Raw genomic sequence first — 17907 nt, forward strand, 5'->3', positions numbered from 1 at the left:
GATTATTTATACTGCGTTTTTCTTTACATTCCTTATCCCATCAGGGATTTAAGGACTTCACTGTGATCTTTGCAATGACGATGTCCGAGCTTCCCGTTCCGAATTCCGGCGAATAGATGCCAATACGGAAGTCATCATTTGCTATACGATTAGACAATTTAGCATCATCCCATTGGAATTGAACCTGCTTCCAAGTACCGCTGTTCTCAAGCTGCACACTTGGCGTGTATTGGAATTGCGATGTTGTAGAATCGTAGGCTAACGCAAATTTCCCTGTACCCTCATCGAAATAATCAACGGTTACTTGCACGCTGTTTGTTCCATCAAAGATGTAACGGTCATCGATGCCCAGATAGAAATATAGCTGCTGGCTTGCCTTATCCGTCTGCCACCCTTCAACGCCAGCCCTTGTCACAACCTTCGGCAGATTGGATCCGCCCACTGCTCTGGCCGTTAATCCGTAGAATTGGGACTGACTTCCTAACACCGCTGTCGCAGCTCCGTTCAAGAGATTGATTGGTTCATCAATCTTCACACTTGTTACCAATCTTCCCGCATCCTTGCCGCCAATCTTTGCTTGCACGACATAGGTTCTCGTACCCGGCTGCGCGCCTGCAGGCAGCAGCACTTGCTCTTCTGCTTCCTCCCCGGCTCTGGCTTGTACATGAACCGAATGTTGAGATCCACTTACCTCAAACTTGACAGGAACCGGATGCGAGAGCCCTTCTCCGTTCACCTTCAAGGTGAGTGGAATATCCTCCCCTGCCAGCGCAGAGCCGCCTTCTGCCGCTATCATGCTTCCAGCGCTGATGCTGTCTACATTTCCTTCAATATAGAGAGGCTCTCCTGTCAGCGTCAGGTAAATCTTGCCGTCATACGGACGATAATTGCTTTCTCTGCCCATCATATCCGTTATCGTTAAATGATCATTTGTCTCCAGCGTGACATTCTGCGGCGCCTTGCCGCTTCTCGACCAGATCACGCGCACATCCTCGTTGTTCTTGTTGAATACATAGCTGAACACATCCTCAGGCGCATTGTCTCGCTCTACATAAGCAGCGCCAGTCAGCTGTCTCGCCATAACAGCGTAGGATACATAAGAAGGCTTAGGCGTATATGCTCCAAGCTTATCTCCTGCATTGCGAATCAGTCCGAAGTTATGCTCTTGATTAGCCTCACCGAGACCATCATTCATGAAATCATACCAGAACAGCTTCTCCAGCCCTTCGGAGGCTGCCATTACGTAGGTCGGAATTACATATTGAGCCTGTGTCGCTTCATCGACATGCTGCTTGCCCTGGGTAGAGGTTGGGAAGCCTATTTCGCTGAACCAGATCGGCTTGAATCCACCGTTGTTATATTGTTTGATTAGATCCTCCACTCTCTTGGTGGATGCGTCTGTACCATCAACAACCGTATCCGGAGCCCACCACTTATACGGATGTACGGTTACCGCGTCCAGATAATCAAGAGCTCCGGTCGCAAATAATCGCTCCAGCCAGCCATACGGCAATGTAACACCGGCCGGACCGGTGACAAGCACATCTGGATTGGCGGCCTTCACCGCCTCGTAGGTAGCTTTCAGCATTTCGTAATAGCAATTAGGATCGGATTTGCACGGTCCACGGTTCCAAGGCGCCGTACTGTTATATTCGTTCCATACTTCAACGCCTTTAATTTGATCGCCGTATTGTTGTAGCAGTGCCACTGCGTAGCTTGCATAGCCTTGAATGCCTTCCTCAGTATGCGGAGCAGCGCCGAATCCTTCATCATCGACATCGTACAGCTTGTTGCCGTAATTCAGTATCGAGTAGGAGGACAATCCCTGCTCCTTCGCCGCATTCATATAATTCGTAAGATAATCCGGGAATTGATAATCACCCCTTGTGTCAGGCTCCACCTTCCCCCAAGGCAGCTCATCCCGAATCCACTTCGCTCCCATCTTACTGACAAGCGGCATAATCTTCGGATCCCATGCCGGATTATTCAAGATGTTCACAAAGTGCGTCTGAACACCAAACGGCGAATCCGAAACTGCTGCAAAAGGATAGTCATCGAGGATCGCGAATACCGTTTCTGCCTGACCCGCTTGTACTCCATCGTGATATGCTGTGAGCTTTAATGTATAGTAGCCATTCTCCTTCACAGGGAGTTTAAGCTTGAGCATTCCATTCTTTACCTCTGACGAACCATCCGCTACTTGGTTATCCCAAAAGTCAGTCACCTGCCACTTAATGGATTGACTTTGTGTATAAAGATTAAATTCCACCTTTTCGTTTCCTTGAAATACATTCCCTAATGCCGTCTGTTCGATACCAATACCTGATGTCGTTCCTACTTGGGATAGTTCATTCGCAGTGATCTGCCCTGATGGGACCGTCGCATTAATTGCAACAAACAAAAACAATAACATAATGGAAATTCTTCTGGAGAAGGTAGTCCTCATCGGCTTCCTCATCTCCCCATTCTTCGCCTTCGTCATAACATTCGCCTCCATTCATTTAGCTACAGGTCTCATTATTTGGGAAGCGCTTACTTTTGTAAATTTGTTGTTTATGCAGCATTGTTTTTTTGTACAATGGCTTATTTTAAGGGATTACAGGCGGCTCATATTCGTGCTTGGCGTTTCTTGCAGACTACGCTATTCTTTACAACACAAAAGCCCCTATGGCTGATGTGCAGTCATAAGGGCTTGAAAGAAGGGAGAAGGATATAAACCACTCCTAAGCCTCCGAATGAAGCTTACGATATTCACCCGGTGTTATTCCTTGTGCTTTCTTGAATCTGCGCATAAAGTTGGAAACATCTACATAACCAACCTCGCTAATAATATCCTTGATCGCCTTATCTGAAGTACGCAACAGCCATTTGGCCTGCTCCATTCGCAGTTGGAACATGTATTCCGTAAAGGTTGATCCTGTCTGATCCTTAATGAACCGACTGAGATACGAGGCGTTCACCTGAAAGGTGTCAGCTAGCGCTTCTAAGCTGAGCTCATAAGAATGATAGTTCTCTTGTATATAATGCAGCACCTCATCCAGCATTGCTGTGTTCTTGCTTTCCTTCGTCCGATTCACATGCTCGCAGAGCTCTGTTACCAGCTCGGCAAGACCAGTCTCCACTTCATCAATGGATTGGAACAGCAGCAGGCCTCGCACATTTTCTGTATAGGATGGGAGGTTCATCTCATTAATTGTCTTCAAGACCGTGTTGATGATATCGAAACACATGCACTTCAATAGCAGAATCGACTGCTCCTGCAATGCGATGCTTCGGAACATCTCATGCAAGGTCTGAAGCGCCAGATTGCTGTCCCCCCGCTTTAAGCTTTGCACGAAGGTCAGCTCCTCCTCGATTGGATACCAGGACGACTTCTCTTGATAGGCGCTGACTTGATCAAATAGAATCGCTTTTCCTCTGCCGACTGTGAATTTGTATTCCAGAGCTGCTGAAGCTTCAATGAAGGAACGATTGACCTGATAGAGCTCCCGATAGGTCTTTCCTACGCCAATTGCCGGAATTTCTTGCCCTGATTGCTCGAATTTTGATGTAATTTCCTTCGCCAGCTGCTTCTTATGCTCCGAACTGAAGGCCTCCGCCTCTTGACCAATACAAACAATAAGAGCTGCTTCATGCTCATCCAGCAAGTCAACAGGATAGAAGCTCCAATCTCTGTACTGCAAAGGAGTCAAAAGCTGCATAAGTGCCGCACCATTAAGCTTCTCTGTAAATTCCTTCTTGTCATTCGCGATGACTACCACATAATAATGTTGGATCGTCGTTCCTGCCTGCAAAGTTTGAAGCTCAGGGTAATGGTCTGTTGACGGAATGAGACTGCCCTTCAGCAGCTGGAACAGCAATCTCTGTTGAACAAGAGGCTTCTGTTCATCAATTTTGCGTAAAGCAGAGTTGACGGAATCATGTATGATATCCATCTCACTGCGATTCGCTGACTTCTCCTCACCATGACGAGATGCGGCAATTAGCTTGGACAGCTTTTGGATCGGTCTGTAGTTGCCATATGAGAACAAAATGGAGAATATTGCGCCCAGAACCATGATCATCGCCGTCAGAAGGATAATGAAGGAGCGCATCTCAAATACTTTATGGAAGAATTGATTTCTGGGCATAAACGCAACATACTTCCAATGCGTATAATCAGACTCCGCATAAAGCAGCGAGAGCTTGCTCTTATTCATACGGATCTGAAATATGCCAGGCTCTATGTATTGCTCTGAAAGCTCCTTCATATCATCCTCCGCAACGAACAAATCCTGATTCTTGGAGGCAAGCTTCCGGTTGTTTTCATCGAAAATATAGACACTTCCATCAAAATCGCCGAGTACATTCTCGATTCTGTCCGTTAAGAAGGACTCTCTGACCAAATAGATAACGCTTCCATGAGGAATCGCACTGCTATTGGGCAATGGAATGAGAATGGCGAGCAGATCACTGGCCTCCGAGCTGCCCGGCTGCTTGTTTCTCGCAAACACCACCTCCATGGCCGTGTTCTGATCCAGATGCTGACTCAAATTCTCACCGTCTGGTAATGTGAATTCATACATCAACGAATTCAGCGCGGCAAAATCACTTGTGCCGGAGGTTGTGTACAAATTGTTATCTCCCCGAAAATGAAGAATAATTTCGTCGGCTATCCCGATATTGTCACGATATCTCGTTAACTCCTTCACCGCTTCACTGGCATTATATCCGTTATACTTCACCATATAAGGAGTAAGACTTGCATCGATAGAAATCTGAGCTGTCGTGCGAATTAATCCTTGCATGCTCAGATCAACCGTCTCCTTGACCTGCTCCAACTTACTCAGGTTGGAATCTTCTATCTCACTCTGCAGGCTTAATACCGTATTCTTGTACATCACCACGCCGAGAATGGAGAGGGGAATACACAGAATCAACATATAAGAGAGAAAATAGCGAAACACCAGTCCGATTCGAAGTTTTTGCAGCACGTAGAACGCCCCTTCTTTCCTGTTCATGTTCTAGATTATATGAGGTGTACCTATCACTATAACATAAATGGAAGCGTTGCCGAATGTGAAAAGACGCCCATATGAGCGTCTGTCCACCTCTATATTTCTATCTTGAATCGAGCCAATCGTTCATTCCGTCATTATAGTGACGCCATGCTCGCCACAAGCCTGCTTCAGAGACTCTTCCGGCTCCGCATTGGCAATTATTCGGCTTGCTTGAGATAATTCTGCGAACGAGAATAAATCTCTGGCACCAAATTTGGTCGCATCGGCAAGGATATTAACCTCTGCCGCCTGCCTTATAGCCGCCTTCTTAATCTCCGCTTCATACATATTCGAGTTGCTGAAGCCGTGTCCGGGGGTAATACCGGTAGTGCCTAGGAAAACTCGCGAATAAGCCATAGAGCCAATCAAGTTTTCTGCGAATGGGCCGATTAGAGTGGATGTTGCCTCCAAAATCATGCCGCCTGTCACAATGGTCGGAATTCGTTTCTCTTGCAGCTCAGCCGCGACATTAAGAGCGTTCGTCACAGCTGTCATCGGATAATCCGGACGCAGCGCACGAGCAACCTCAATCGTGGTTGTTCCACCGTCGAAAAACACATAATCGCCCGGCTGAATGAGCGAAGCCGCGAGTCTCCCGATCGCAGCCTTCTCGGCTGACATCACACCGGTACGCTCCTTCAGCGCTATATCCTTCCCAAGGGGAATAGCGCCTCCCAGCGTCCGCTTGACCAGCCCCTCTTGCTCGAGCTTCTCGAGATCACGTCTAATCGTCATCTCCGTCACATTGAAGCGTACACTCATGTCAGGGATGCGAGCTTCTCCTTCAGAGCCTAGCCATTCCATTATCAATTGCTGTCTCTCATTCAACCGACCGCTCATGCGCTACAACTCCCGCTTTCCAGATCTATATGTGCTTTTATTATGGCAACGAATCAGTCGAAGTTCAACTCCCAGGAATAATGAATCTTTTGACCCGGCACAAGTTTGACCAAGGTGTTACGATCGGCTTCTACTGACACTCCCTCTACCCCGCAATTGGACGGTTCTATGCCAAGCACGTATGTACCTGCCCCTGCCAGCTTCCACTGGATCAAGCGAGGCAGCGAGTCGCCCGACCAGCTCAACGTCGCAGTCAAAGGAATATGCCGTCCGCCCGCTTGAGGAAAATAAGGTTGATGAAGCTCCACCTTATGCCTCTTCGACAACTTAAGCTCATGGTAATAGACTCGTTCGGCATAACCAGACTCAGGCGCTTGCCAGCTGTCATAACCTTCAAGCGGAGTTCCTTCTTCTCTCGGCGAAACCACGCCTGGCGGGAAACTTATAGTTGTGTCGGGCGAAAGAAACGGATAACCGAAGTTGAAATGATAGAGGAGCATGTGCGGAACCGACTCAAATCCGATATTTTGAACGACATCGTTAACTAGAATGCGATTCTCTCCTAATCGGCTTCGGATTTCACGACTGAGCCGAAGCTGTCCGCCGAATAGACTAGTTTCCTCCACCTGACCTTTGATTACCATCTCGTATTCATCGTCCATCCAATGACCTTCAGCGCAGACATGTCTGGCTGGCAGATGATGAGCCCTGCCGTGCATGCCATAACGTTGCCCTTCATATACGCTTGGTGAACCGACATTCATGAACCCGCAAGTCATCATCAGGCCGCCAGATGCCGTTGTCAGCCAACCTGCGCCTTCACTATCGTAATATTGCGGGTGTACATCACCACCCTGAGCCTGCCAGGAGATTGGCGTTCCTCCGTACTCGGCAAGAGAGAAATCAAGACCCTTGTCAGGCGTCACCGTATAACTTAATCCTGCACCGGTTCTGACACGAATGAAGCCCATTCCTTTCTCCGTTCCCTCCGCTCCGTCAAACCGCTGAATGCCGCCAATCTGCTCCAAGCGTCCTACATGCATCTCAAGTTCTCTTCGTGTCCATTGCTTGCCAAATAAGCGCATACGCTAATCCTCTAGAATTTCCGGCATTCTCTGAATTGCAGGATCGGTAAATATATCGTGCTCATCTCGGCTCGTACTGGAGAATTCAGACACCACCGCTCCTTCTAGCCCAGCCTGGAACCAATGAAGGGTATCCGGCGGAATGGTATATTGTTCGCCTGGCAGTAGTGCGATCTCTTGGAATACAGTGTAATAGTCCTTGCTTAGCGGTGGTACCGTAGCTTGAATGCTGCGAGAGAGCTCTCTATCGGCCTGAGCGGACGGCTCTCCCTCTACATAGAGGAATACCTTCCCTGCGCGGCAGCGGAACGTCTCCATTTTACCCGGATCGTCGCCAATTGGCGGATGTTTATGCTCCGGGCACGTCTGCCGAGGAAAGAGTACAAGCTCCTTCGCGCAATATCTATCGGTATTCACGTATGTGATCAGCTCGAGACCTTGATTCTCCAGATCATCCAGCCCGAACGAAGCGACTTCGATCTGTTGGAGCTCCTGAGAAGTCAGGACGATACCTGCCTCTTCCAATATCTTGGCTGTCCGTTCCTGAGCAGCTCTTACTTGACTGCGTGTTAACATCACATAAACCTCCCTATTCTATTGGAGCCGCAATTTCCGCGATCTTACTCTCCAGTATCTATTGGACTGCGATATATTGTGCCATTCTCGGCACTGAATAAGGAATAACCCTCCATCGACAACTGAATCCCATGCTGCTCCCAGCCCGAGGCGATGCGCCTCTCCACCACAGTCCATGGGGGAATGCCGCTTGTTGCATCCTGCCTCTCGACGCTGCAAGCTCCAGTGCCGACCGCCCCGATTAGTGCTGCTTCAGGTGAGCGCCCCTGCATCAAGCCGGACAAAAAACCAGCTATCGTGCAATCGCCCGCACCGGTTGTTCCTGCTGCCTCTATTCTAAAACATGGCGCATATAGGGTCCGATCCTGCCAACCATCTGCATCTGAAGGAGTATACCTTCCCATTGTTTGCAATCGAGACTGATCCGCCGCTGTTCGCATAAATAAACCAAATTCGCCGAGCTTCAACACGACTATTGCCACACCCATATCCAGCAATTCTGCCGATAGGGACTCCAGCAGCTCCGAGTTGATAGAGGCGAGCAGTCCCTCGCTGCCATATTGCTCTTGCATGACCTCGTATTGTTCTCTGTGAAGCATATATAACACTTCCTCCACACTAGGAAGAAACACATCAACATCAGGCAGAGTTCGCTCAAGAATGCGCCGCCAATCTGCGGCTCCCGAAGCGGAAGCCGGATCTGGCTTGGCAAGGTCAAGCGATGTTGTAGCACCAGCAGACTTGGCGCGTTTCATTAAGTCCGCAAGCTCTGCACCTTCATTCTCATACATGCGACGCATCAGGGGGGGATAACCGAAGTGGAACAACCCCGCCTCAAGAAGCGCTTCTTCGCTTATATCGTTCGAGCAGAATGTATCATTGGCACCTGTACAATGCAGAAACATACGATCTACCTTAGGCGGACTAATGACAATGGTATAAGAGCTCGACTCTCCGTCTACAAGAATCATATTCTCCGTTAGTCGTTCGTCCTGTTCGCGAATAATGGATCGTAACACTTCGCCGAAATGATCCTTGCCGAGCTTGCCCATCAGCCTCACGGGTGCGCCTAGCCGATGCAAGGCAATGCCAGTGTTAGCAACGGCACCTCCCGTTGCCAATATGACTTGACCCGTATTCAACAGCTTTCCCGGAACTAATTCAAAGGAGTTTTGCTGAATGGCAGGAATAATGTCCAAACATATATGTCCACCGACTATCGCGGGATATGGATAAGTCTGATCGCGCAAGCTACTCCCCCCAGTTGATAGATATCGTCTTGCCTGTACGATTCGACTCCAATGCGGCTGTAAAGACGCGATGGCTCCCCTCTGCTTCGTCAGGCGTTGCGCAGCGGAAGCTTTGTTGCATGCCGCCAGCGCCATTAGTTACTTCATCACAGAATGCAGCCCACATCTGAAGGATGGAATCCGAGAAGCCGAATTCAAAAATCCCGCCGGTTATCGTGCTGTATGCCGATTTATATGGTGCATCCATCACATGCCAAGCTTGAATGCCGCCTTGCTCGTAAGGGAGCCAAGAGACCTGCTTAGGATTTTTGGTAGAAAATTCTGCCGACATAGCCGTTCCTTGTATCCGAATGAACCAGGTGTTGGCATGCCCGGGCGCAATTCGTTTCGTAGAGAGCAGCATTGGGAACTGCCCCTCCTCGGTCGCTACCTCGCAAGCAAGAATCGCATTGTCCCAAGTCTCACACGGCGTCATGCCGCCTTTGCCGTCAGGGCGTTCATCCACCACTTTGCTCAGCAGTGCTCTTACATTGTGTGGCAACCAGCCATATCGCATTGGCAGATGCAATACATGCATGCCAAGGTCGCCCATGCAGCCATATTCGCCGTTAGTCGCTGCTTTGCGTTTCCAATTGATTGGCTTCAATGGATCCAGGTCGCTGGAATGCCAGAAGCCAGCTTCCACTTCAATGATTTTACCAAACTTCCCTTCCTTCACCCACTCCGAAATTTGTAACGCACCGGGGAAAAAAGGGAATTCAGAAGAGCAGCGTACAACAACTGACGGATGCTCGGCCATCGCCTGGAGGATTCTCTTATTCGCAACCTCATCGATGCCGAAGGGTTTCTCTCCCAGCAAATGTTTGCCTGCACGAATAATATCCGTGTAAAGTTCCGCATGCAGGTTATGCGGAACCGCACAATAGACTGCATCTATCTCCGGATCTGCCAGCAATTGATTATAATCAGGATACGTTTTCTTAACGCTCGGAATCGCCTGCTCGAACCAGGACATCGCTGCAGGATTAGCATCGCAGACCGCAGTAATAACCGGTTCGAAGCTTACATCGGTCAAATGACACCAGCGTGCTGCCGCGCTGGCGAATTCCTTGCCCATCAAGCCGCAGCCGATAACGCCGAATCGAATTTGCTTCTTACTCATGACGGCTTTCCTCCCCGTTAAGTAATGCAAGTGCTGCGTCGGCAGACATATTGTTGTGAACGATCTCCATGAGCGCCTTCGTCATTCTCGCTGGATTTGGATGCTGAATCACATTGCGTCCATATACAATACCAGAGACGCCTTGCTCCATTAATTGGACAGTACGCTCGATAATTTCTTCGTCAGAGGCTCTGCCGCCGCCGCGCACCAGCACCGGAATACCGGAAGCTACTTCAACAACGCGATGGTACTCCTCCACATGATCGCATGGATCAGCCTTGATCACGTCCGCTCCAAGTTCAACCGCCTGGCGCACTAGCGGCATAATCTTCGTGATATCACCGTCGACCATGTAGCCCCCTTTCACTTCATTCGGCAGCATCACCAGAGGTTCAACCATAAGAACCATGCCATATCGCTCACATTCGTTCTTTAGCTTCGTAATGTTCTTCACACATTGATAATGAAGCTCCGGCTGGTTCGGCAGCAACAGCAGATTGACACAGACAGCTACCGCATCCAGTCGCACCGCCTGCTCTACAGCATTGTCGATAATCTCACTAAACAAGAAACGAGGCAGCTCCGAGCCGTAAATATTCGCTGCATCTGTGCGTAGCACAAGACCTGGCTTCCTCTTACCAGGGATTTCTTGAAGATGTTTGGCCTGACCTGCGCTGAGCTGGATACAATCAGGTCCAGCCCCTACAACGGTCTCCACTGCCTGCTTCATATTTTCAATCGAAGATAAAAACGAGTATTCATTAAAGAATCCATGATCGATTGCCACATCAAAACATTTACCTGCTTCGCTAAACATCCTGTTTAACCTTGCCTTTGTCATGTAGACACACCCCTCGAAAGTTATATTCGAACAAACTATGTTATTTAACAACAATTATATGTTTACGAATAACAATTGTCTAGAGGGGGCCATAAAGTTTAATCTTTTTTACGAATGATGTCGATTTCTCCACTTCTCATTCGTTATCCTATTAGAAGCACACAAGTGTAAGGGAGAGAAGCAACTATGAATACGGTTATTTCCAAGGACGGTACCGCTATCGCCTATGACAAAACAGGGCAAGGACCCGCGCTTATTCTCGTAGCGGGAGCATTCAGCTACCGCAAGTTCCCAGGTACGATCAAGCTGGCACAGCTTTTGTCGGAACGGTTCACTGTGTTTAACTACGACCGCCGTGGACGCGGAGACAGCGGCGATTCGAAGGAGTACGCTATCGAACGCGAGATTGAGGATCTCGAAGCGATGATCGAAGCAGCCGGAGGCAGCGCTTATGTATGGGGACTATCCTCTGGAGCAGCGCTCGCCTTGCATGCTGCGGCGAGCGGAGCTGCAATTACCAAGCTGGCGCTGCACGAGCCTCCTTTTATCGTGAGATCGGTCGACCGTAAGCCGCCTCGGGAATTCCTCCAACATCTTAAGCTGCTTATTGCCCAAGATCGAAGGGCGGATGCCGTCCGATACTTTATGACGAAAGGGATGGGAGCCCCCTCCTTCGTGGTCAGTATGATGCATATCATGCCTGGCGTGTGGCGCAGACTGCTTGCCGTCGCTAACACGTTGCCCTACGATGCTGCTCTCATCGAGGGCCATACGCACGGTAAGCCTCTGAACACGGAGCAATGGAGCCATGTCGCTATGAAAACAATTGTACTTGCAGGGACAGAAAGTCCGGAGTCGATGCAACGTGGAGCAGAGGCCGTTGCCTCCGCCCTCCCCGATGCTCGTCTGGTATGCAAGAAGGGTCTCGGCCATATGAGGCAGATGCCGGCAGAGGCAATTAACACCGAGCTTCGAGCCTTCTTCACCTCACACTCACCAACGTAAAGGGCAGGAATTACGACTAATCTAGCGAAGTTTAAGTACACAACATTTGTAGAAACAGACTCGGCCATTCATATTGTGCAGACAAGTCGCAACGGCGCGTAAACAAACTTCATTTGCTTAAATTGATATACAACAATTCCAACTTCCAGGAGGTTATCCTTATGAGATTTATGATGATTGTCAAAGCAACTGCCGATTCGGAAGCAGGAGTAAAGCCGACACCCCAGCTAATTGAAGCGATGCAGAGATATAACGAAGAACTCATCAAAGCCGGCGTCTTCCTCGCCGCCGACGGCTTGCAGCCGAGCATGAACGCCGTGCGCATCTCCTACCCCGAGCCCGGCGGCAAGCCGAAGGTTATTGACGGTCCGTTCACCGAGGCTAAGGAAGTCATCGCCGGATACACGCTAATCGAGGTGAAGTCCAGAGAGGAAGCCATTGCGTGGGCCATGCGCATGCCGGATCCACACGGCTTTGGTCAAGGCGAGATTGAGCTTAGACAAGTGTTCGAGATGGAAGAGATTATGGACAATCCGGATTCCATTGCCAAAGAAGCAGCGCTGCGTGCACAGGTAAAGGAACAAACACAAGCGTGACAATGGAACGGATGGCGCGCACGATAGAAGCGATCTGGAGAACGGAATCGTCCAAGCTCGTCGCCACGCTGACTCGGATGGTGCGGGACGTCGGACTCGCCGAGGATCTGGCGCAGGACGCCTTGGTTATTGCGCTCGAGAAATGGCCAGTCAGCGGATTGCCCGACAGCCCCGGCGCATGGTTGATGACGACGGCCAAGCGCCGCGCATTAGATCACATACGCAGATCGAAGCTCCGTGACCAGAAGTATGCAGAGCTTGCTCATGGCTCGCCGACCTATACCGAGGATGACTTGGAGCAACGTTTGGACGAGGAGATCGGCGACGATCTCCTCCGTCTGATCTTTATGACCTGCCATCCCGTTCTGTCGCAGGATGCTCGTGTGGCGTTGACACTGCGGCTGTTATGCGGACTGGCGACTGACGAAATCGCACGAGCTTTCCTTGTCGCCGAATCCACCATCGCCCAGCGAATCGTCCGCGCCAAGAAAACACTAAAGGCGGAGCAAGTGCCATTTGAGCTCCCCTCGCGGGAAGATATTCCAAGCCGGATTTCCACTGTGCTCGAGGTCATCTATCTCATGTTCAACGAGGGATACTCGGCAACGTCGGGAGAGCAATGGATACGACCATTACTTTGCCTGGAGGCACTGCGTCTAGGCCGCATCCTCGCCGAAATATCACCTGCGGAACCGGAAGTTCATGGCCTTGTTGCGTTAATGGAGATTCAATCCTCCAGATTCAGGACGCGCGTAGATGCTCAAGGCGAGCCGGTCTTGCTTATGGATCAGAACCGTGCGGCCTGGGATTGGCTGTTGATCCGGCGCGGGCTTGCGGCACTAGAACGATGCCGCCAGTTAGGGCGGCCGCTAGGCCCGTACGCGCTGCAAGCAGCTATAGCAGCCTGCCACGCACAAGCGCCAGCCGCCGAAGAGACGGATTGGCCGCGTATCGCCGCATTGTACGAAGCGCTTTCTCGAGTAGCCCCTTCGCCAATTGTCGAGCTGAACCGGGCCGTGGCAATCGCAATGGCATTCGGTCCCGCCTTTGGACTGCAATTGCTGGATGCCTTGCAGGACGAGCCTGCGCTTGCTGCTTATTATCTGCTGCCAAGCGTTCGAGGTGATCTGCTGCTCAAGCTAGGGCGACGCCAAGAAGCCCGCGAGGAATTCCTGCGGGCGGCCTCTATGACACGCAACGAACGTGAACGCACTTTACTTCTCGAACGAGCGGCTAACTCCGTAACGATTTCGGAGTAAGATTTTTTTCGCTGTATCTGTCGATCCCACGCCTTCTCGTTCGTCGTCTATATAGAGGAAGGAACGATCAGAATCAGCCTTCCTCCGAGGAGGAAACACATCATATGCGTTACATGTTTATCATGAAGTCGACGGGGCATCACGAAGCAGGCATCCCTCATCGGATGGAGCATATCCGTGCCGTCGCAGCTTTCCGGCAATCACTTGCCGAGGCCGGCATTCTAGTAGCGGCGGAGGAGCTTCTGCCCAGCTCGTCGGGAGCCCGCATTACCTATTCTGCGAATATCGATCAACCGCGCTTGCAATCCGGCCCTTTTCCGGCTCTTGGCGGCTCGATAGCGGAATATATGATCATCAATGTCGCATCAGAAGCTGCGGCGCTTGACTGGGCGCTTCGTATCCCGGTACCTGCAGGCTTGGGGGAGTTTGAGATTGAGCTCCGACAATTGAAGGATCGTAATAAGGCTACTTACGAGCCTATGGAGCACGCACTCCAATACGACTTGCACAATCATCTGCACATGTTCAATAATCGTGATAACAGCTAATTCCATAATGAAGGGATGTTATGTTCATGAATCCAGAAGTAACGGATTTTATCGAAGCTTTGCCGCAGCCATGGCAGAAGGAATTGACTCTCTCGCTAAGAGAAGCAGTCCACCAAGCGATACCCGAGGCTGCAGAACGTATCCAGTACAAGAAGCCGCATTTTCTCAAAAATGGCAAGTACGCCGCCGTCATCTCCACCTCGAAGGACGCCGTCAGCTTCACTATATTTAACGCGACTGGTCTCACCTTTCCCGAAGGTGTGTACGACGGTCCGCCGGAGCGTAAGACGGTTAAGCTGCGCCAAGGTGATCCCGTCAACTCGGCAGAGATTATCTCGCTGCTGGGACAGGCTTCGAGCACGTTGTAGCGGAACTGCACAGCCATTTCAAAGTAAAGAGTGGCCGCCCTTAAGAAATCCTCGTCGGGACGGCCACTCTTATTTTCGAGCTTGCTCGCTATTTCGTATTAGAATATCTGGGGCGCAGCTTTAGCAACTACTCAGGCGTTTATTGAAAGAGAGTGACATAGTTACAAGTGAGGTGGTTCCCGTATGAGGATGAAACACTATCTATTCTGCATTGGTGCGATATTGTTACTATTATTGATTGGATCGACGACCTACCTGTTTATGCCTAAAACGCTGAATGCCGATACCATCTTCATGTCGGACTGCAGCGTGAAAGGGGAATTGATAAGCTTGCAAGGCGGGCTGGCCGACAGTGCAAACAAATATCGCGGGTATCGACTCGCTTATAGCGATCATGCCTTGACAATCCAAATCAAAGGAAGCCTTCTGTCCTTGGGCAGCAGTGGCGAGTTCGACATTACGATTCCTAACTCCTACGACGACATCCATACCATCTACGTACAAGGCCCCCACTCAACGGATCGTGAACTTGCGTGTTCTATTCCATCCTGAAACTTTATATGCTCCACTATTTCCCTCATCAATCATTAACCTGCTCAACTATATCTCTTCCGAGGGGTTAATGATCGCCAGCACCTGATGATCCTCCCACACGCCTTTGATCTTAAGATTGCTGCGGGAGATCCCTTCCTTATGGAAACCGGCCTTCTCGAGTACACGGATAGAGCCCGGATTACGCGGCGAGGCTTCGCCGACGATTCGGTGGAATTTCAGCTCGTTGAAGGCGTACTGAACGACCTGCTCTACCGCTTCTGTCATGTATCCCATGCCGTTATGCCCCTTGTCGAGGCTGTATCCGATCATGCAGCTTTGCAACGGTCCTCTCGTCACAAAGGATAATCCCACCGTGCCGATAATCTCATCATTCTCCTTGAGGCAGACGACAAAGTTATATTTGCGATCCTCCATCCTGTCGGCTCTCCCGCGAACTATCGACTGGCGCTGGTACTCTTCGGTATAAAAATCCTCGTCTGTAATCGGCGAGAATAACTCAAAAAATTCACGATTGCGATTGTTCATAGCTGCTAAGTCCGCTGCATCAGACACATAAGGGAATCTGACGTAAACGCGATGCTCCGACATCCGGCAGCACCCCTTCCTTCAAAAGATAACGACTGCATTATATCATACCGTACAGAATGAAATCATGCCGCAGACTCGCATCATAGCCGTATTGGAGGTATAATGATGGGATGTTTTCTAATAAGAGGTTGGGGGCTCCGTGTATTTGAGTAATTATCCCTTTAATGTAGATCCCAAAATCCCATTCATCCAGCAAGCCAGCGACTGGATCGCGGATGTTTTCTATGAAGTGCTCCCTGAGGCTGGCTTCGAGGTTCGTGATGAACAAATATATATGGCCTTTCAGCTTGAACGGGCATACAGCACCAAAGGAACCATATTCGCCGAGGCTGGCGTCGGCACAGGCAAGACGCTCGTTTATTTGCTCTACGCGTTGTGTTATGCCAAATATACGAGAAAACCCGCCATTATCGCTTGCGCCGACGAGTCGCTGATTGAACAATTGGTCAAGCCCGAGGGGGATATCGCCAAGCTAGCGACACATCTTGGCTTGCAGATCGATGCGAGGCTTGGCAAGTCGCCCGATCAATACATCTGTCTGAACAAGCTGGACGAAGCGCGCTCCGCTATGAATGGTGACCCGCAGTACCGTGACATCTATCGCAGCTTGCCGGACTTCGTCCATACACCAGGCACGATGCAGTCGTTCTACCCTTACGGTGATCGCAAGGACTTTCCGCATCTGACCGATGAGGAGTGGAGCCATCTCGGCTGGGATGTATTCCAGGATTGTCTGGTGTGCAGCCAGCGTCATCGCTGCGGTCAAACGATCTCGCGCGATCATTACCGAAAGGCGCCGGATCTCATCATCTGCTCACACGACTTCTATATGGAGCATGTGTGGACATACGAGGCCCGCAAGCGGGAAGGTCAACTGCCCCTGCTGCCCGAGCATAGTTCGGTTGTGTTCGACGAGGGGCATCTGCTGGAGACAGCGACGCAAAATGCGTTAACCTATAAACTCAAACATTCCTCATTCGAAGCCATCGTGACCAGACTTCTGCAAGGCGAAGTTCGCGAGAGCTTTGCCATGGTTATCGAGGATGCTTTGGAAGCCAGCGAGACGTTGTTTGCCCTATTGGCGCGTACTAGTCGTAAAGTACAGGCGTCGGATCGTAAGGAAATTGTCCAGAGCAGCGAGCTTCTGCGGTCAGTAGCTCAGCTTCGCAAGCGGCTGGAGATTATCGAAGAAGAGCTCGTCTTCGAGAGCGGGATGCATACCCTCGATTCGTATCAACTACGAATTGTCGAGGAGCATATCGAGATGATCGGCATTGCGCTTGCCTTATTCGAGAACCCGAAGGATCTGATCTGCTGGGTGACAGACGATCGGGACGAGTTGACGCTTGTGCTCATGCCCAAGAAGGTAAAGGAAGTGCTGAAGGAACGCGTATTCTCGCAGAATATGCCGGTGGTCTTCTCCTCTGCCACGATGTCCGTGAACGACAGCTTCGACTATATGTCGAGCAATCTTGGCATTGACAGCTACCTATCCTTCTCGGTGCCATCGCCATATGATTACAAGGAACAAATGGAAGCCGTGTTACTTCCCGACGATGGTTCGGACAACGTACAACGCGTGCTTGAATTGCTGCAGCAATCCGGCGGACGGGCGCTCATACTGTTCCCTTCGCAAGAAGAGCTTCTTGGCTTCAAGGAGGAGATGGATAAGCTTCGCCAATCCGGTGCGGTTGCCGAGGACTATCGCCTCCTCTATGAAGGTAGCGCCGAGATCAGCCATCTGATCGCCGAGTTCCAGCATGACGAGACAAGCGTCTTATGTGCGGTAACGCTATGGGAAGGGCTAGATATTCCGGGTCCATCATTATCCCATGTGATCATCTGGGAGTTGCCGTTCCCGCCGCATGACCCCGTGTTCTCGGCGAGACGCTCCGATGCCCTCCATCCATTCGAGGAGGTTGATCTGCCTTATATGATGCTGCGGCTGCGCCAAGGTATCGGACGGCTCATTCGATCGCGCGAAGACAGCGGCCGAATATCTATCATGGGCGCCGGGTTGTCCCGTCCGGATGTTGTAGAGCACATACAGTCGCTTTTGCCGAAGGACTAACAGCTGGCAGGCGCTAGACTGAACATATACAAAAAAGTGACGGTGACCAGTTCCCTTGGTGACCGTCTCTTTGCGTCGAGTTAAGCAGCTCCTATCCCATTTCATTACTCTTGCCATGCTTTGG

The 17907-nt window shown here is 50.5% G+C and carries 16 protein-coding genes; 7 read left to right on the forward strand and 9 right to left on the reverse strand.

Features of this window, described 5'->3' with window-relative positions; translation table 11 throughout:
* Positions 1–40 precede the first annotated feature (40 nt).
* From ACX1C1_RS03290 to ACX1C1_RS03325, 8 genes are all read right to left on the reverse strand, one after another.
* Positions 41–2482 (reverse strand): glycoside hydrolase 5 family protein, encoded by a 2442-nt coding sequence (locus tag ACX1C1_RS03290; protein WP_458955742.1) that lies wholly within the window; start codon positions 2480–2482, stop codon positions 41–43.
* Positions 2483–2723: 241 nt separating this feature from the next.
* Positions 2724–4973, reverse strand: a complete 2250-nt coding sequence (locus ACX1C1_RS03295) for a helix-turn-helix domain-containing protein (RefSeq protein WP_458955743.1) — start codon at positions 4971–4973, stop codon at positions 2724–2726.
* Positions 4974–5123: 150 nt separating this feature from the next.
* Positions 5124–5879, reverse strand: a complete 756-nt coding sequence (locus tag ACX1C1_RS03300; protein ID WP_458955744.1) for a DeoR/GlpR family DNA-binding transcription regulator — start codon at positions 5877–5879, stop codon at positions 5124–5126.
* Positions 5880–5932: 53 nt separating this feature from the next.
* Positions 5933–6964 (reverse strand): DUF4432 family protein, encoded by a 1032-nt coding sequence (locus ACX1C1_RS03305; protein WP_458955745.1) that lies wholly within the window; start codon positions 6962–6964, stop codon positions 5933–5935.
* A 3-nt stretch (positions 6965–6967) separates the two neighbouring features.
* Complete coding sequence (locus ACX1C1_RS03310) at positions 6968–7540, reverse strand: D-lyxose/D-mannose family sugar isomerase (protein WP_458955746.1); 573 nt, start codon at positions 7538–7540, stop codon at positions 6968–6970.
* Between the two features lie 44 nt (positions 7541–7584).
* Positions 7585–8790 carry a carbohydrate kinase family protein gene (locus ACX1C1_RS03315; RefSeq protein ID WP_458955747.1) on the reverse strand — a complete coding sequence of 402 codons (1206 nt, stop codon included), beginning with the start codon at positions 8788–8790 and terminating at the stop codon, positions 7585–7587.
* Position 8791: 1 nt separating this feature from the next.
* Positions 8792–9952 carry a Gfo/Idh/MocA family protein gene (locus ACX1C1_RS03320; protein WP_458955748.1) on the reverse strand — a complete coding sequence of 387 codons (1161 nt, stop codon included), beginning with the start codon at positions 9950–9952 and terminating at the stop codon, positions 8792–8794.
* Complete coding sequence (locus ACX1C1_RS03325) at positions 9945–10793, reverse strand: class I fructose-bisphosphate aldolase (RefSeq protein ID WP_458955749.1); 849 nt, start codon at positions 10791–10793, stop codon at positions 9945–9947. Before ACX1C1_RS03325 ends, ACX1C1_RS03320 begins: the two co-directional genes overlap by 8 nt.
* A gap of 186 nt (positions 10794–10979) precedes the next feature.
* On the opposite strand from ACX1C1_RS03325, the gene ACX1C1_RS03330 reads away from it, so the two are divergent.
* The 6 genes from ACX1C1_RS03330 to ACX1C1_RS03355 all read left to right on the forward strand — a co-directional run bounded on the left by ACX1C1_RS03330 (position 10980) and on the right by ACX1C1_RS03355 (position 15121).
* On the forward strand, positions 10980–11798 hold the full coding sequence (locus tag ACX1C1_RS03330) for an alpha/beta fold hydrolase (RefSeq protein ID WP_458955750.1): 819 nt from the start codon (positions 10980–10982) through the stop codon (positions 11796–11798).
* 161 nt (positions 11799–11959) lie between these two features.
* Positions 11960–12394, forward strand: a complete 435-nt coding sequence (locus tag ACX1C1_RS03335; protein WP_458955751.1) for a YciI family protein — start codon at positions 11960–11962, stop codon at positions 12392–12394.
* 2 nt (positions 12395–12396) lie between these two features.
* Positions 12397–13653, forward strand: coding sequence for an RNA polymerase sigma factor (locus ACX1C1_RS03340; protein ID WP_458957581.1), 1257 nt, complete (start codon positions 12397–12399; stop codon positions 13651–13653).
* 104 nt (positions 13654–13757) lie between these two features.
* Complete coding sequence (locus ACX1C1_RS03345; protein ID WP_458955752.1) at positions 13758–14201, forward strand: YciI family protein; 444 nt, start codon at positions 13758–13760, stop codon at positions 14199–14201.
* 26 nt (positions 14202–14227) lie between these two features.
* Positions 14228–14569, forward strand: coding sequence for a DUF1801 domain-containing protein (locus ACX1C1_RS03350; protein ID WP_458955753.1), 342 nt, complete (start codon positions 14228–14230; stop codon positions 14567–14569).
* 183 nt (positions 14570–14752) lie between these two features.
* On the forward strand, positions 14753–15121 hold the full coding sequence (locus ACX1C1_RS03355; protein WP_458955754.1) for a hypothetical protein: 369 nt from the start codon (positions 14753–14755) through the stop codon (positions 15119–15121).
* 48 nt (positions 15122–15169) lie between these two features.
* Here ACX1C1_RS03355 and ACX1C1_RS03360 read toward each other — a convergent pair whose 3' ends face one another.
* Entirely contained in the window at positions 15170–15712 is a 543-nt protein-coding gene (locus ACX1C1_RS03360; RefSeq protein WP_458955755.1) for a GNAT family N-acetyltransferase, read from the reverse strand.
* 145 nt (positions 15713–15857) lie between these two features.
* Between ACX1C1_RS03360 and ACX1C1_RS03365 the strand changes: the two genes are divergently transcribed.
* The gene (locus ACX1C1_RS03365; protein WP_458955756.1) at positions 15858–17783 is read left to right on the forward strand and encodes an ATP-dependent DNA helicase; all 1926 of its coding nucleotides are present in this window, start codon (positions 15858–15860) and stop codon (positions 17781–17783) included.
* The last annotated feature ends 124 nt before the right edge of the window (positions 17784–17907 follow it).

Source organism: Paenibacillus sp. strain BS8-2 (genome assembly GCF_054483835.1).

Bases quoted from the DNA above. Each gene is read 5' to 3' on its own strand.
- ACX1C1_RS03290 (WP_458955742.1), bottom strand. From the start codon at position 2,482: ATGACGAAGGCGAAGAATGGGGAGATGAGGAAGCCGATGAGGACTACC.
- ACX1C1_RS03300 (WP_458955744.1), bottom strand. From the start codon at position 5,879: ATGAGCGGTCGGTTGAATGAGAGACAGCAATTGATAATGGAATGGCTA.
- ACX1C1_RS03305 (WP_458955745.1), bottom strand. From the start codon at position 6,964: ATGCGCTTATTTGGCAAGCAATGGACACGAAGAGAACTTGAGATGCAT.
- ACX1C1_RS03310 (WP_458955746.1), bottom strand. From the start codon at position 7,540: ATGTTAACACGCAGTCAAGTAAGAGCTGCTCAGGAACGGACAGCCAAG.
- ACX1C1_RS03320 (WP_458955748.1), bottom strand. From the start codon at position 9,952: ATGAGTAAGAAGCAAATTCGATTCGGCGTTATCGGCTGCGGCTTGATG.
- ACX1C1_RS03325 (WP_458955749.1), bottom strand. From the start codon at position 10,793: ATGACAAAGGCAAGGTTAAACAGGATGTTTAGCGAAGCAGGTAAATGT.
- ACX1C1_RS03330 (WP_458955750.1), top strand. From the start codon at position 10,980: ATGAATACGGTTATTTCCAAGGACGGTACCGCTATCGCCTATGACAAA.
- ACX1C1_RS03335 (WP_458955751.1), top strand. From the start codon at position 11,960: ATGAGATTTATGATGATTGTCAAAGCAACTGCCGATTCGGAAGCAGGA.
- ACX1C1_RS03340 (WP_458957581.1), top strand. From the start codon at position 12,397: ATGGAACGGATGGCGCGCACGATAGAAGCGATCTGGAGAACGGAATCG.
- ACX1C1_RS03345 (WP_458955752.1), top strand. From the start codon at position 13,758: ATGCGTTACATGTTTATCATGAAGTCGACGGGGCATCACGAAGCAGGC.
- ACX1C1_RS03350 (WP_458955753.1), top strand. From the start codon at position 14,228: ATGAATCCAGAAGTAACGGATTTTATCGAAGCTTTGCCGCAGCCATGG.
- ACX1C1_RS03355 (WP_458955754.1), top strand. From the start codon at position 14,753: ATGAGGATGAAACACTATCTATTCTGCATTGGTGCGATATTGTTACTA.
- ACX1C1_RS03360 (WP_458955755.1), bottom strand. From the start codon at position 15,712: ATGTCGGAGCATCGCGTTTACGTCAGATTCCCTTATGTGTCTGATGCA.